This is a genomic window from Flavobacterium collinsii, assembly GCF_946903285.1.
Classification (GTDB): domain Bacteria; phylum Bacteroidota; class Bacteroidia; order Flavobacteriales; family Flavobacteriaceae; genus Flavobacterium; species Flavobacterium collinsii.
Window position 1 is genome coordinate 3,804,950 of record NZ_OX336425.1, and the last position, 14,241, is coordinate 3,819,190.

General features: G+C 33.1%; 9 protein-coding genes. 8 read left to right on the plus strand and 1 reads right to left on the minus strand.

All coding sequences use genetic code 11. The features are described from left to right. Positions 1 to 109 precede the first annotated feature (109 nt). The 8 genes from OGZ34_RS15765 (at position 110) to OGZ34_RS15800 (ending at position 10,854) form a co-directional block, all read left to right on the plus strand. Positions 110 to 1,468 carry a restriction endonuclease gene (locus tag OGZ34_RS15765; protein WP_263360834.1) on the plus strand — a complete coding sequence of 453 codons (1,359 nt, stop codon included), beginning with the start codon at positions 110 to 112 and terminating at the stop codon, positions 1,466 to 1,468. Positions 1,469 to 1,689: 221 nt separating this feature from the next. Beyond that, positions 1,690 to 3,918 carry a hypothetical protein gene (locus tag OGZ34_RS15770; protein WP_263360835.1) on the plus strand — a complete coding sequence of 743 codons (2,229 nt, stop codon included), beginning with the start codon at positions 1,690 to 1,692 and terminating at the stop codon, positions 3,916 to 3,918. 252 nt (positions 3,919 to 4,170) lie between these two features. Next, positions 4,171 to 4,509: a hypothetical protein gene (locus OGZ34_RS15775; RefSeq protein WP_263360836.1), complete on the plus strand. Its 339-nt coding sequence runs from the start codon at positions 4,171 to 4,173 to the stop codon at positions 4,507 to 4,509. Further along, positions 4,496 to 5,335: a hypothetical protein gene (locus OGZ34_RS15780; RefSeq protein WP_263360837.1), complete on the plus strand. Its 840-nt coding sequence runs from the start codon at positions 4,496 to 4,498 to the stop codon at positions 5,333 to 5,335. The genes OGZ34_RS15775 and OGZ34_RS15780 overlap by 14 nt, the downstream gene beginning before the upstream one ends. A gap of 496 nt (positions 5,336 to 5,831) precedes the next feature. After that, entirely contained in the window at positions 5,832 to 6,494 is a 663-nt protein-coding gene (locus OGZ34_RS15785; RefSeq protein ID WP_263360838.1) for a DUF2441 domain-containing protein, read from the plus strand. A 63-nt stretch (positions 6,495 to 6,557) separates the two neighbouring features. After that, positions 6,558 to 7,448, plus strand: a complete 891-nt coding sequence (locus tag OGZ34_RS15790) for a hypothetical protein (protein ID WP_263360839.1) — start codon at positions 6,558 to 6,560, stop codon at positions 7,446 to 7,448. A gap of 144 nt (positions 7,449 to 7,592) precedes the next feature. Continuing rightward, positions 7,593 to 8,396 carry a hypothetical protein gene (locus OGZ34_RS15795; protein WP_263360840.1) on the plus strand — a complete coding sequence of 268 codons (804 nt, stop codon included), beginning with the start codon at positions 7,593 to 7,595 and terminating at the stop codon, positions 8,394 to 8,396. A gap of 130 nt (positions 8,397 to 8,526) precedes the next feature. Next, positions 8,527 to 10,854, plus strand: coding sequence for an AAA family ATPase (locus OGZ34_RS15800; protein WP_263360841.1), 2,328 nt, complete (start codon positions 8,527 to 8,529; stop codon positions 10,852 to 10,854). Positions 10,855 to 12,255: 1,401 nt separating this feature from the next. Here the strand turns inward: OGZ34_RS15800 and OGZ34_RS15805 are convergent. Beyond that, a complete protein-coding gene (locus OGZ34_RS15805) occupies positions 12,256 to 14,004 on the minus strand; it encodes a serine hydrolase (RefSeq protein WP_263360842.1) in 1,749 nt (582 codons plus the stop codon). Positions 14,005 to 14,241: the final 237 nt, after the last annotated feature.

The following is a 14,241-nucleotide window of genomic DNA, read 5'->3' on the forward strand; positions in this document are numbered from 1 at the left end:
TCAGCATAACCCTTTAAGAAGCGAAGAAGAATGCTTAGGCAATGTGCACAAAAGCACCTTGAATTTTAGAAAGAAAACATGGTATCTGCCATAATTTAAATCAACAGCAATGAAAAAGCCGAATAAAGCACTTAATAAGAAAGTGAAAGAACTGTGTGATTCCTTTTCATTTTTTATTGAAGAATCTGAAGAAAATTATTTCAGGATTTTTACCGGGCATATTGACGGGCTGACGCTGTTTTTAAGTATTGAAGAACATAAAGTGAGCTTCTATTTTTTAGTAAGAACCCATGATGTGGTTTACCACGGAGATCGAAGTGACATTCATATTGTCTTAAGCCTGATGCTTGCTGCATTCCTGAAAATAAAAGCGAAAATCTCATGTTCTCTGTTTGATATTCCGCATCCTGCTGTCGATGATGAAATCTGGGGAAGATATATTTATCCCGAACAATACAAAGATTCCTCTTCAGACAATGCCGCTTTTATCGAAAACCTTCTTCTGGTTTTATTTGAGTGGAGGCAGTCTTTTTGGGATCTGATCGGGTGTCCATGCAGAGAATGCCTTGAAAGGGAAAACATAACAAACAACAGAGACCATCATCACATAGAATCAAATTTAGCTGATTATACAGCATCGCTTTCGCATTACAATATGGGAAGCAGGACAAGACCGCCCTATTCTTTTGTATATGATATCGACAATGACGTTACAATAATAAAATCCAAAAAGCTTATTGCCTACCTCAGGGTGATCATATCATTATTTAATTACAGTCCTCAGAAAATAACAGGAATAAACGGGGATATATTAATCGATTCTTATATCTATAATTTCTGCGGATACAAATCCTTGAAGAAAATTGAAAAAATTTATAAAATAGTCAGTAGCCATAAAAATGATGAAATCAACCACTTCATAGTTCTTGAGAATTTTATAATCAACGTAAAAGAAGATTATATAATAGCAAAAAGCGTGTCTTCTGGAATAAATGCCTTTAAAGAGGAAAAAGAGCTGATCAGGCAGCGCCATAATCTTGAATCATCAGTGCTGTTCCCGATTCCTGTTTTTGAATGGATCATAAACCCCTGCCCCGCACAGTTTGAACTGTTAATTAAAAATCTTCTTGAGCGTGATGTCAAAGTCAAAAGGGTCCGTATCGCTGCCCCGACCAACCAGGGCGACAAAGGAAGGGATCTGATAATTGAGTGGGAAACAATTGACAAGAACCACGGCTTTAACGGGGCTGTCCCGCCTGCACAAATTATAAAAGTGGTCGGCCAGTGCAAAGCAGGCAATGCATCGGTCGGAAAAAGCAAAGTGCAGGACATCAGGGATACTATAGAGCATCATGATGCTGACGGTTTTTTCCTTGCAGTGAGCACGCAGATAACGTATCCGCTGACCGAAACGCTGGAAAAATTAAATCAAAATTTTGGATTGACTGGTGGAACCGCGACGATATAGAATTCAGGCTAAATCAAAATCAGGATCTAATATCTAAATTTGACAAAGTGCTGAAAGCAAACAAATCCATAAAACTTATCGTTGAATAATCGCCAAAAAAGAACAAAGACATCTATACTTAATATCCTTTCTCCAATATGAGACGAACTGTCAAAATGAATTTTTATGCTTATGAAATCGAGCATGATACTGAATTAAGCACGGAACAAAAGATTAATAAAATGAGAGAATTGGGCAAGGAATCTCAAATTCTCTTTGATGAAAAATACAATGAAATAGTACATTGGTATAAAGAATATAATCAATTATATATCCTATCTTTCTGTATGTTTTATTTTATGACCAATCCCAAGGATCTTGATGAAGAAGCAGAAACAGGAACTTTAGAATTTTTCCCTTACTACATGGAACTTTTACAGGCCTTCGCCCTTACGATTCCCTACATGCATTCTGCTAAACCGCTAAATGACCAGGCTGAAGTTTTTAAAAACAGCATTAAGGAAATTGGTCTTCTTAATAACAAAAAGTTTTTCAATTTTCCAGAACATATCAAGACATCAGAAGAATTGATTGCTTACCAGGTTAGGATGCAGATGATGATCCAGACCATGGTTGTCCGTAACTGGGCCTACGAACATCAGATGCAGCAGATCACCAGAGATCTGGCACTGGGGATATCAATTCCCTTTAAGCAGCTATATGATTTTGAACCTGAAGTGCTTTTGGAACTGCTTTATGCCATGACCGGGGAAGTAGAGATCAGGATAAACAAGCATTTGGCCAAATTGCGTACATTCATGTTAAAAAGTGATGCTGTTTCAATCCTGCAGCAGTATGAGGATATTTTTGATCATGTCGATAAAACAACTGCAGAACACAAGGAGAAATTTGGCAAAATGTTCAGGGACATGGAAAGTCTCAGAATGATGCTGATGATGCATTCAGACCTTCAGTTAAATGAATTGTTTACTTTTGATGCCAAACAACTTTCAGAACTCTCCAATAACCGGCTGACTCCCGAGAATATATCCAGCGTATTCGATAAATGGAGCATGGAATTCAATGAGCTTCAGGGCAGTGAAACGACATATTTCTTACTCGATAATCCCGTAAATACCAAACCTTTTATTAAGTGCGAGGATAATCGTTATTTCAGTTCACTGTGGACAGTAATGACACATTTAAGCATACCTATGCTGGAAGCTCTGATTGTTGAAGACCCTAAACTGAATTTTAAGTACAATAAATACAGGGCGGGTTATCTGGAGCAGCAGCTCGAACAGCTTTGCAGGGAAGCATTTCCCCAAGCCGCTGTTTATGCTGGAAGCATGTGGCCGGGAGAAAATAATAAATTATATGAAAATGATATTATAATTGTTATTGAATCCTTTGCTATTGTAATTGAAGCAAAATCAGGATCAGTCAGCCCGCCTGCCAAACGGGGTGCTTCGGAAAGACTCACTAAGACATTAAAGGAACTTATCGATGAGCCTTCAGAACAGGCACTTCGATTTATAAAATACCTAAAAATAAATCCAGGCAGACTATCGTTTAAAACAAAAAAAGGAAAAAATAACATAATAGACACACAAAATCTTAAATTTTTCATTCCATTAGGGGTAACGCTTTCACATTTAGGAGGGCTGAGTGCAAACCTGAAAATGTTGATTGAAGCGGGAATACTTGACAAAGAAATAACAGAGCTTGCCCCCTCAATGAGCCTTACGGATCTTCAAATTGTTTTTGACCTGTTGCCTGCCGCACCTCAAAAAATACATTATCTCCAGCGGCGAAGAGAAATAGAAGCCCATATAGATTATATGGGTGATGAAATTGATCTTCTTGCGTGGTATATTGATTCAGGCTTTACTCTGGGTACGGCAGAATACGAAGAAAAAAACTTTTATGAAATCACCCTCAAATCAAAAGAGCTCGATCCTTACATCATAGGGAAATCCGAAGGAGAAATAATTGAGAGGCCCTCCTTAAAACTCACTCCATGGTGGACAGATATACTTGCACGATTAGAATCATCAAAAAAGCAAATGTGGCTCGAGAATTCCTTTCTGCTTTTAAATATAGGATATGAAGAACAGCAGCAATTTGAAATTATGATAAAAGAATTAATTGACAGGATAAAAAAAGGGCAAACCACAGATCCGCATAATTACATCGAATTTAATAACAATACTCCTCAGAGAAGATATGTCCTAATTGGCTATCCATATAAAAATGAACAGCTTGACCAACGAAATGGAATAATTCAGGATATCTTGAGCAATGAAGAAAAAGCAGATGTCAAAGGAATGCTTCTGATAGGAATAAACATCGACAAAGACCAGTATCCATATTCTGTAATGGCCTCCATAATGACACCTGAATTATTCGACTCAGAGTTTACTGGAATGGTAAGCAAATCAAAAAACAACAGTCCAAATGATATGTTATAATAATTTGCTTTCCCTTAGGATTCATTACTGCAATACTATTAATTATCTTCTTTATGAAAGCTGCATCAGATTAAATAAAAAAACAATTTCAGAAGCTCCTGAATCTAACATAGGCGGGCTTTAAAAATAGTATTCCCTATTTAGTTATATATTCTAAATTAATTTTATCTTAGCTATAAAGATTAGTAATCAAAGTGAATGAATATTGAAATTACTAACAACAGAAAAAACATTTATGCAGCCAAAAAATAGATGAATCATAGAGGACGATTTCAAGCACAAGGACAATCTTTAGAGGAATCAGAGCCTTGGTCACAAGATATAGCTCTATTACATACAGATGGAGTAAAACTATTGGATAACTTACAAAAAAAAATCCCAAGAAAGGAAAGCTTATTGCGAGTTTTAGCATTTAAGCAATGCAGAAAATGTATTGATGATGCTTCCAAAAACAATGGAATCAATGTTAACAATATGCAAAAACCATTTATTAAATCTTTCCCTAAAAATCATAAGGAGAGAGTTGACCTTGAAGTAAGAAAAGGAATCGCGTTTATTTTAGCACCTGAGAAAAAAGATGGAGAACAGTAAATACAGCGAAGAATTTAAGTATTTTATGTCTTCTGACATTAATTACGAACGTAATAAAGATTACTGGAAAAAAAACATCATTGATTTAAGTAATCATTGCATCGAAGATTGGGTATCCAATAGCTTCGGAAATGGTACTGAAATTAAAGATGGAAACCCATTATTTTCATGCAGATTTAGCAGTGACAAAGCCTTAAGAATTATTCAGGATGTAAGAAATCCATATTCTCCAGTTTTTGCTTCATGGATTTCAAATTATGAAATTGAGGATAATAGCATTGAAGAACTCGTTATCGCTTTGCAGCCTTATAAGGATACATACAGCAACTCAAAACTTTTAATTCAAAATTATTTAAAAGGTAATTATAAATTATTGCAAAAAAGACTAAATATAAAATATAATAAAAAAACCAATAACAACAGGATTCATCATATTTTAAAATTTCTTGAAAACACGGAATTGCCTTCGAATTCCTGGAACATAAAAAGTCAGGAAATTATTTCAAATCAAATTAACCATAATCTATTTAAAAAAATAAATAATTTAAATCAAAATTTATATTTCTATCAAAGTACTTTTGAAGACAAAACATTAAAAAATTCATTTAATTCATTTTTAAAATCAATGGAGAAATTGAATAACATTATAACGCTAAAATATTCATACGACTTAGACAAAGGATTTAGATCTGATGCGTACAGAAAAGATATTGTGAAAACTTTTTCCAATTTAAATAATTATGTAAAGAATTACAATTCGACGGTAGATGACTTAGAAGAAAAATACAAAGAATTAAAAAAACAATTTGAAGAACATTCACATTAATTTTTTTTCACAAATTGAGGAGTCTGGACAATAAAAAGACAGTACTAACAAAATTGTATTAATACAAGGGTACATATCTTTAAGATAAAAAAACACTATATAAGTATTTTTACTCTTAATTCTTTTCCTTCGTAACTCCAGCTTACTTTAATATTTTGGAAATAGAACTCGGAACCCATCAATACTGCTACATATCGAAAGATAGTAAATTATCTAATTTATTTTTTAAAATATCAACATTTTGATGACCGAAATATGATCCTAAGATATTGTAGTGATCATCGAAAATAATGAATGATGGAGTGCCTTGCAATTGATTGAGCGTAAATGTCTCGGGTATTACAGGAACCTTAGAATAATACGTCCTTATTTTCGATATTATAATTGCTTATGAAATAAAACAATTTGATTTTGAGATGATAAAGAGCTACGATGAAATAATTGTTATATTCGTACGATAACTTGTCTTTTAACAGACTTAAAATTACTTTGTACAATGAACGTCGATAAGAAAATCTTTTATCACATACATAAAAAAGTTAAAAATGATACTTGGGCTGTAGGAACTACTCTTTCATTTGACAAAACAAAATATAATTTCTTTACTGAAAACTTAAAGGAAATCAGTTCCGAAATTTTTAAAGGTGACTTCCGTAAAGACTTTTCAATTATTCGTGATTTAGTAGAAAAGTCCAATGAATTGATAAATATTATAGATAAACAGCCGGACCTAGCCTTACAAAATCAGCTTCTTAGAGATAATGTAACGGTTTCATTACAAGTAAATACCAAGTTAGCCAATTATTTGGGGTATTATATAAAACACCTAAATGAAATGATTTTTGAGGAAATACGGGCAGAACATTTTTCCAGCCTACCCTCGAGAATGCACGGTATATGGTTATGTAATGAAGATGAAATAGGAAAATGGCAAAATATTCTCGGCAGCGACTGCGAAACAGAAATATACCGAGTCTCTGCAACAGGTTTTGTGCATCATGCAAATGCATCACTAATTCGAACAGACTCCCTACCAATTTCTGAAATTGAAGAACTTGCCAGAATGTACTGGAGTGAAGTGCCGTTTGATAAAGATTATTGCAAGGAAAGCGAAATATTGTTTGAAGGAGAACTTGAGATACTTGGCTTACATCGCTAAGCCATGCATTTTGCTGTTACAGACCCATATAAATACATTTCAAAAAAACTAAAATAATAATTTATGACGCTCTGCATTGCATGGATAAAGGAACGGGAAATATTTCTGGTATCGGATTCTAGATTATCAAATAATGGAGGAATAGTAACAGATGAAGCCTCAAAGATTTTTAAGATAGATGTAAAAATTTTCGGTCCAAATCCCGAAGGCAGAACCGTCCAGACACCACTGATACATCAGACCACATTTGGAATGTGTTTCTGCGGAAGCTATTTAAACGGGTCAACCATCGCCGACACATTTGAAGAAGTACTATCGAATATACAGGCCAGCGCCCAAGTTTCCGATTTCTCACTCGAAGCCCTGATTAAAATCGCATTTTCCATCTATAAGCAGGTATCCACCCAATTGATTGCAATACATAGGAATTTTGGCATCTCAACTGTACTAATAGGTGGATATTGTCCAGTTACAGCTGAATTTGGTCTTTATGAATTTAAAGCCGAACAGCCTGCTGGAGAGATTCAGCTCAATTTTGCAATGAACCCGATCGATTTTGAAAAGGCCAATCCATACTATATTGGAGATTCACGGGCGATTGATGCTGCGCAAGCTCTCAGCGGAAATATTGACGATACTTTTACCCATTTCCACATTATACGGACAATAATCCAGGACGGCCAATATAACACAGTGGGAGGAAATATACAGGCAGCTAAATTTTATCCCCACACATTCGAGACATACGGGATAGCGCAATATTCCATAGAACAGGAACCCATGGGACCGCAGATAAAGGATACTTATACATTCCGCGGATTCTCATTAGATTTGGAAGAGGAGTCCATTATTGAGGCAAATCTTCTGGTCAAGAAAAAAATGTTTAATCCTTTTCAGCATGAAAGAGATGAAATGTTCCGGGACATAATGCAGAACCACTGGGGCGAACAGTAAATATTGTTTTCTTTTGAGGGTTTCTGCAGAAGAACTTTAAATTTTCAGCAAAAAAAATTACGTTCAGTTTTGATCTGCGCAGAATAACTGCGCAGTAGTTTGCGAATTTTGGATCATAATTAAAAACCGTAAAATAAAAGCCACATGGAAAATCTAAATAAACTCTACGATCTTACACTGAAAATTAAATCTATAATCCATAAATCTCACTTTAAAAAGAACGACGCTCGATTAGCTTATTTTGAAAACCTGTATTCAATAATAAATGAATTTTATGCTGGAAAAGTATTTTTTAGAATTGCTCAGGAAATAAAAAATGGAAGCATTAAATTTGATCAGTCCATAGCACCTTTGCAGCCTCACATACTGAGGGTATACGAAATAGCGGATCATCCTTTGCTGGCTAACGGATATCATAATGACCTGAACAGAAGACTGTTCATCGACACTTTTACAAATTTTGAAACCACAATTTCTTTTTGTTTTGAAGAGATTATTTCAGACGATGAAATGGGCAAAATTGTAGTTGACTTAAATTCGAGAATTATCAAAATAACCAAAGATCTGCCTGACGAAAATAAAGATCTACTTTTAAACGAACTCAAAAAAAACACCTTTATACCGCTGTCTCGAAAATTTAGATATCTATCTAAGCTCAAGACAAATTGCTACCCTGCTGATATAAAATCAGATCTTGCTTTTATCGAATTCTGCTCAAAGCTGAGAAACTGTGTTTCACATTCCGCAGGGTACTACAAAGGCAATGATTTCCAATACGAATTTGAAAATGTAATGTTCATTTTCAAAAATGATGCATTTTTAGACATGCAGGGACTAAATGAGTTTGTTTTTTTGAAAATAAATGAAAGGCTATCCAATATAATAAATAATTTGAATGCGTGTCTTGAACATATTGGTTTCATTCAGTATCCCGATGATGGTTTCTGATCTGCAGACTAATTTTACTTGTGAAAAAATCAAAAACCCCCATAACAAAAATTTCGAAAATCTAAATATTAATACAACGGATTAAAATACATACTCATGCCTAGACGGCACAACTTTTACATTATTTTTTATGAAGACAATCGATTTTATTGGTTTGAAAAATTTTAGAACCTTTAATGACCAAGAAGGAATTTTGTTAGAACTTTCCGCTATTAATCTAGTTACCGGCAGCAACAATACAGGTAAAAGCTCCATAATTAAGTCGCTTCAGATGATTAAAAATAGTATCAAAAGCACAAAGATTCCTTTTGATCTGGATTTAACCGAACAGGAACACCTATTGGGAGATTTTGACAATGTGTTATTTAACGCACAAAATAAAAATATTGAAGTGACCCTACCTTTTACATTTCTGGGATTAACTACATTTTATGCAACGTTAGAATATAATATTTCAACAAAAGACAGCTACAAGGGAAATCTTCGAAAAATCACTATTAACGACAAAAAAGACAATAATTTTCTTTTTTCATTCTCGTACAGAAAAGCAAGTGAAACCGAAAAAAAATCTGACCAGAAGGAATTCGAAATTGAATCCCAAGAATATGAACAAAAAAGAAGCAGTTCAGCCCACACCGAATGGTATAAGCTAATAGCCGCTCCACCGACTTATAGTCCTTTAGAAGGATTTATAGACTGGAGTATTAATTTGGACAAATTAAGATCATCATTAGAATATATATTAGAATTTTATAAGCAATATCTTGAAAGGAAGAAAGAAGGTAAACTGATTGACATAGATTACGTGGACAGTAGATCTGAAAAAACTTCTCTTATTCCCTCATTGCTTCTAAAATCATTCAAACCTGATATACCAGTTGATGCCGTGTTACAGTTCCTTGAAACTGATGTTGCGCAAGGGGGCTTAACGCAAGGTAATGAACCTCTTAGGGAAGATGACCTGCGTACGGAAGTGGATTTCGAAGAAGATCCAAAAATTGAACAGCTGCTTTATTTCTTTTCGATAAAAATACTAAATCAGCAGTTTAAGTGGCAAAATACGCTGGAATCGGGACGTTCATATTTCGTTATTTCCGAAAGTTTTGAAAGCAGCTACAGGGAGCTAATAAAGCGTATAGGAAATATACATTTTTTATCTACCGTAAAAGAGGAAAATTCAAGAGTTTATAGTGCTACCATCAACTCACCTTTCACTAATCTGGTAAAAGACTATCATACTAATTTACAAGAAATTGATACTAAATTCATTAAAAAATATTTAGAAGCCTTCGGTATCGGTACTGAAATTCAGGTAGATTACGAACGAAAATATCAGTTTATAAAACTTTCAATAAAAACCCTGCAAGGTCACGACCGTGAATTAGTTGACTTTGGATATGGTATAAAACAGCTTATTCTAATTTTAATGCAGATTAGCGTGCTGGCAGTCAAAAATAAAAAGAAAAGAGAGGTTCAGTCCCAAGAAGGTGATTTGGACCAGGAAGTCTATTATCTTCCCAGTATGCTAATTATTGAAGAGCCAGAAACTAACCTACATCCTAAATGGCAATCACTGCTTGCAAAACTATTTGTTAAGGCAAATAAATCTTATAATATCCAATTTGTAATTGAAACTCACAGTGAATATCTAATTAGAAAATTTCAGACTCTTACTGCTAAAAATAAATTAAAGAGCAAGGCCGTTAAAATATTTTACCTTCGAGCAGCAGAAAAAGTTAAAGTAAATAGAAAGCAACTGGAAACAATTTTCATTAAGAAAGATGGCTCAATAAAGTACAAGGTTTTTGACGGCGGTTTTTTTGATGAAGCTGACAAATTAGAATTAAGCCTCTTGAATGTTCAAAGAGATAATTTCTTTAGAGATTTTCAATCCTTGAAATTAGAAAAAGCAGATAGTATTTCTCTAATAACAGATCTGCAGACGGAGATAGACAACTATACAAAGAAAGCGAACCTAAGCGTTTATCAAAACTTGGTTGATACAATTTTTGTTGATTCTTCAAAATTACTGCCAGACACTGTTCGATATTTAACTACTGGTCAATACCTTCATCATAATATCAATGACCACGATGATTTTTCTTCTGTAATCGTTCAATATGGACGATCGATCGAAAATGAGCTATGTGATTTATTTACAAGAATAAATAACTCGAGAAGATGGACGATCAATGATATGCAGAAAGTTCTAGAAAGATTTAAGTCTATTATCCCCATTAATTCTCCTAGAGAAGGGCAGCTTAATACAGAAGTTGAGCAAATATTGGCTGTCGTGTTTAATTCACCACTTCACTTAAAAATTGAACTAATTGAAAATTTACGTGTCAAAAGAAATGGGGCAGCACACCCCGGTCCCTTGATTACCAAACAGGACGCTTTGGATTATATTCACGAGACTAATGATTTTCTAAAAAAATGGATCGAATTAAAAAGATAATTGCTTAAAATAAATGTTTACATTTTATTTTATTTTTGAGTTCCCGCATGCAAATTTGTGGTGTTATATAACTTTAGAATCCATGATCTAACTTTTGGAGCATATCCCAACTAACTATCAAAAGGTAATATTCTGATCATCAATAATCATCACCAAATTATGATGCAAATAAGTTTATTTTTTTTTTTAACTTTACATTGGCCAATTTGATTATTTATGTTTAAAATATTTAAACACAAATCATTATTGATTTAATAGTTTTTTCGGCAAATTAACGTTTTTTAACAAACAACCCTTACGATACATACAAACCGCCAATCGATAAACATTTAAAGTAATAATCTTACAAATTCACTTGAAAGTAAGCTAATTTCTTTAAATCGTTCATAAAATGATTTGTAAATTGTGAAGTAACCGTCACAAAAAACCCCATTTCTTACGAAGTGGGATTTTTTTTTTGTATAATTATTACTATTTGAGCCATCTAGGATCAATACGTAAACTTGTGGATTTAAAAAATTGGGCATAAGTATTAGTCAATCTAAAAAGAATCAGGTTTAAAAGTTGTGGAGTGATAAAAACAGTATTCTCTTTACCGTAAAGGACTTTAGGAATGATAGTGGCAGCCTTTTGCAATCTTTTAAAGATTTACTTTTTCCTAAAATTTCTTAATTGTAAAAATAATAATTTACAGCTTACCCTAAAAGGGAGAAGTATTTGGAATCTGTTGCTCTGAAAGAGCTTTAGCAGTAAGATGGTACGAAGTGCCATAGATACTGGTGAGCACTTCTTTAAGTCCTGTAAGGGCGAAAGCACAACCCAAAAAGCACATATCTTATTATATGACATTTCCGAAAGTTAGCAACTTTTAATCATGATATTATGCTTTGTTTATAACTGCTTATGCCCCTTCAGGGCATTATGATTCATTATCTTAATTTATAGTGCGTTGCACTATTTTTATGCTTTTGGGCTTTCAGCCCTTTTTTAAATACTACAAATATTTATACCGAAAGAGAACGCTAATTATAAAATCAGCTGTAATAAAATGATTTCTTAAATGAAGAGCTGAATGCTCTTCTTTACGCTGCGCAAATGTCTCTGACTTTGCGCCATTTTAAACAAATATAATTGAAAAACAGAAACTTCATAAAGTCTCTGACTTTAAAAATAACTTTCTTAAAACACTTTTCTTGAATGCAAAAAAAATCCACGACAATAAATAAGAGCTAAACGTAAAAAGTCAGGAGACTTTTATCGCGTTCATAATTCCTAAAGAACAAAAAAAACGCAAAGTCAGAGACATTTGCGCAGCTTTTCATGAGAACACTTCGGAGAACTAGGGGTATTCACGCAGATTTTCATAGGAACTCTTCGGAGAGCGGGGTCTTAAATTCTGTTTTATTCTATCTTTTTAGCAATTATATCACTTCCCATATTTATTGTAAGGCTTGCAATTTTTCCGTTTTGATCTGTATTAAATGTGAATTGCGCGCTTATTATTTTACTATAAAACCTGTTTTGTGACATAGGAAATACGGTTGTTATTGCTTCTCCAGTTCCTTGAATAAATAGCTGTTTATCATCTGAAGTAACAGTAAAAAAATAATTATTATTCAACTGATATTTGCCTCCATAAGATCTAAGCACTTCAGATGGAACTATTACCTTTGCAACTAGTTCGGCAGAAGAAATTCCTAATTTGGTAAGTACTGTAATTGCATTAGCATTATTTGAATCAAGTTTAATTGATTTTTTATAGTTTTCTGCGGCATTTACGGTATCGTTTACAACTAGATAAACCTCACCTAAACTATCATAAACATTTGAAGAGTTCGGATTTAATTCTGCATTGAATTTAAATATAGATAATGCATCATTTGTTTTCTTCTCAACTAGATATTTATAGCCCAATTCATTGATTGCATCATCATCAAAAGCAAATAGATCTGGTGTTTTTTTTATTGCCTGCCGGGTAATTTCTATTGCAGTATCTGTAGAATTATTCTTTAAAGATTCTTTTAATTTAGAAAAAACAGGAATCTTAGGAAGTTCATAAGCATTTACCTCCAAAATATTATCAATTGCTCCATTTATCTCATTAAGTGCTACTGCATCACCATTATTGGTAAGGAGAATATAAGAATTGTTTTTAGTTAAATTTCTTTTTATAAACGTCCGATATCCAAAATCACTTCCTGAGTGTTCTACTGTTTTATCCTGTTTATGATTCTTAATTTTCCACCCAAATCCATAATTTGATATAGAACCATTATTCAAAAAAACACTCATAAAAGCTTCATCCATTGTTTTATTTGATACAAGTTTTTGACCGTATAAGGATTGTTCCCATAAAAACAAATCATCTACATTTGAAATCATACTTGTAGAACCTGTATGAGAAATTCTGAAATCATCTGTTTCACCAATTCTTGTATATCCAATTGCTCTATTTCTTATTCTAAATAAGGAATCACTGCAAACAAGTGTATTTTTCATCTCTAACGGATCAAATATGTTCTCTTTCAAAAATGCTTCGAAAGGCTGATTCGAAATTTTTTCTATAATTAATGCAAGCAATACGTAACCTCCATTGTTGTATACATATTGTTCTCCTGTTTTAAAATCCAGCTGATTTCGATTTATTAATATCTTCAGAATTTCAGAATTATGTAAATTATCCTTATCAGTATATTCATAATATTGAGGTAAACCTGATGTATGATTTAGCAAATTTCTTACTGTAATATCTTTTGCGTAGTCAGGAAGTTCAGGAAAATACTTTATGAGTTTATCACTATAAGAAAGTTTATTACGTTCTTGCAAAATCATAATTCCCATCGCTGTAAATTGTTTAGAAACAGAAGCAAGGCCAAAAACTGATTTAGTAGTTAATTTTTGTTTCGTCTCATTATTTAAATAACCAAAAGCTTTTTTATAAATTACTTTTCCATCTTCAGAAACTAAAATTGTGCCGTTAAAAATTCCGTTTGCAGAGCAATGTTTCATTAAATTGTCTATTGCTGCCGCCTTATTTTGCGCCTCAGCATTAACAATAGAAATTATTGAAATAATGATGCTAAAAATAAATGTTGTTAAATTGTTTTTGTAGTTAGCGAAATGTAATTCTGAATGTAGTTTTCTCATCATAAATGTGTTGGTTTTATAATTGTAAAACTATTCTTTTGTTTTTTGGTCCTTGTTAAAAAAGTTACAATTAAAACCTAAAAAAGCTGCAAATTTATAAGACAAAGTCAGAGACATTTGCGCGGCTTTTCATGAGAACACTTCGGAGAATGAGGAGGCGAAAAAATGATTTATGCCTATAAAAAAAGCTCTTTTATTGAGATTAAAAGAGCTAATTTATACTTTAAATACGAATTTTAT

Bases quoted from the DNA above. Each gene is read 5' to 3' on its own strand.
- OGZ34_RS15790 (WP_263360839.1), top strand. From the start codon at position 6,558: ATGACGCTCTGCATTGCATGGATAAAGGAACGGGAAATATTTCTGGTA.
- OGZ34_RS15775 (WP_263360836.1), top strand. From the start codon at position 4,171: ATGAATCATAGAGGACGATTTCAAGCACAAGGACAATCTTTAGAGGAA.
- OGZ34_RS15805 (WP_263360842.1), bottom strand. From the start codon at position 14,004: ATGATGAGAAAACTACATTCAGAATTACATTTCGCTAACTACAAAAAC.
- OGZ34_RS15780 (WP_263360837.1), top strand. From the start codon at position 4,496: ATGGAGAACAGTAAATACAGCGAAGAATTTAAGTATTTTATGTCTTCT.
- OGZ34_RS15800 (WP_263360841.1), top strand. From the start codon at position 8,527: ATGAAGACAATCGATTTTATTGGTTTGAAAAATTTTAGAACCTTTAAT.
- OGZ34_RS15795 (WP_263360840.1), top strand. From the start codon at position 7,593: ATGGAAAATCTAAATAAACTCTACGATCTTACACTGAAAATTAAATCT.
- OGZ34_RS15770 (WP_263360835.1), top strand. From the start codon at position 1,690: ATGAGAGAATTGGGCAAGGAATCTCAAATTCTCTTTGATGAAAAATAC.
- OGZ34_RS15785 (WP_263360838.1), top strand. From the start codon at position 5,832: ATGAACGTCGATAAGAAAATCTTTTATCACATACATAAAAAAGTTAAA.
- OGZ34_RS15765 (WP_263360834.1), top strand. From the start codon at position 110: ATGAAAAAGCCGAATAAAGCACTTAATAAGAAAGTGAAAGAACTGTGT.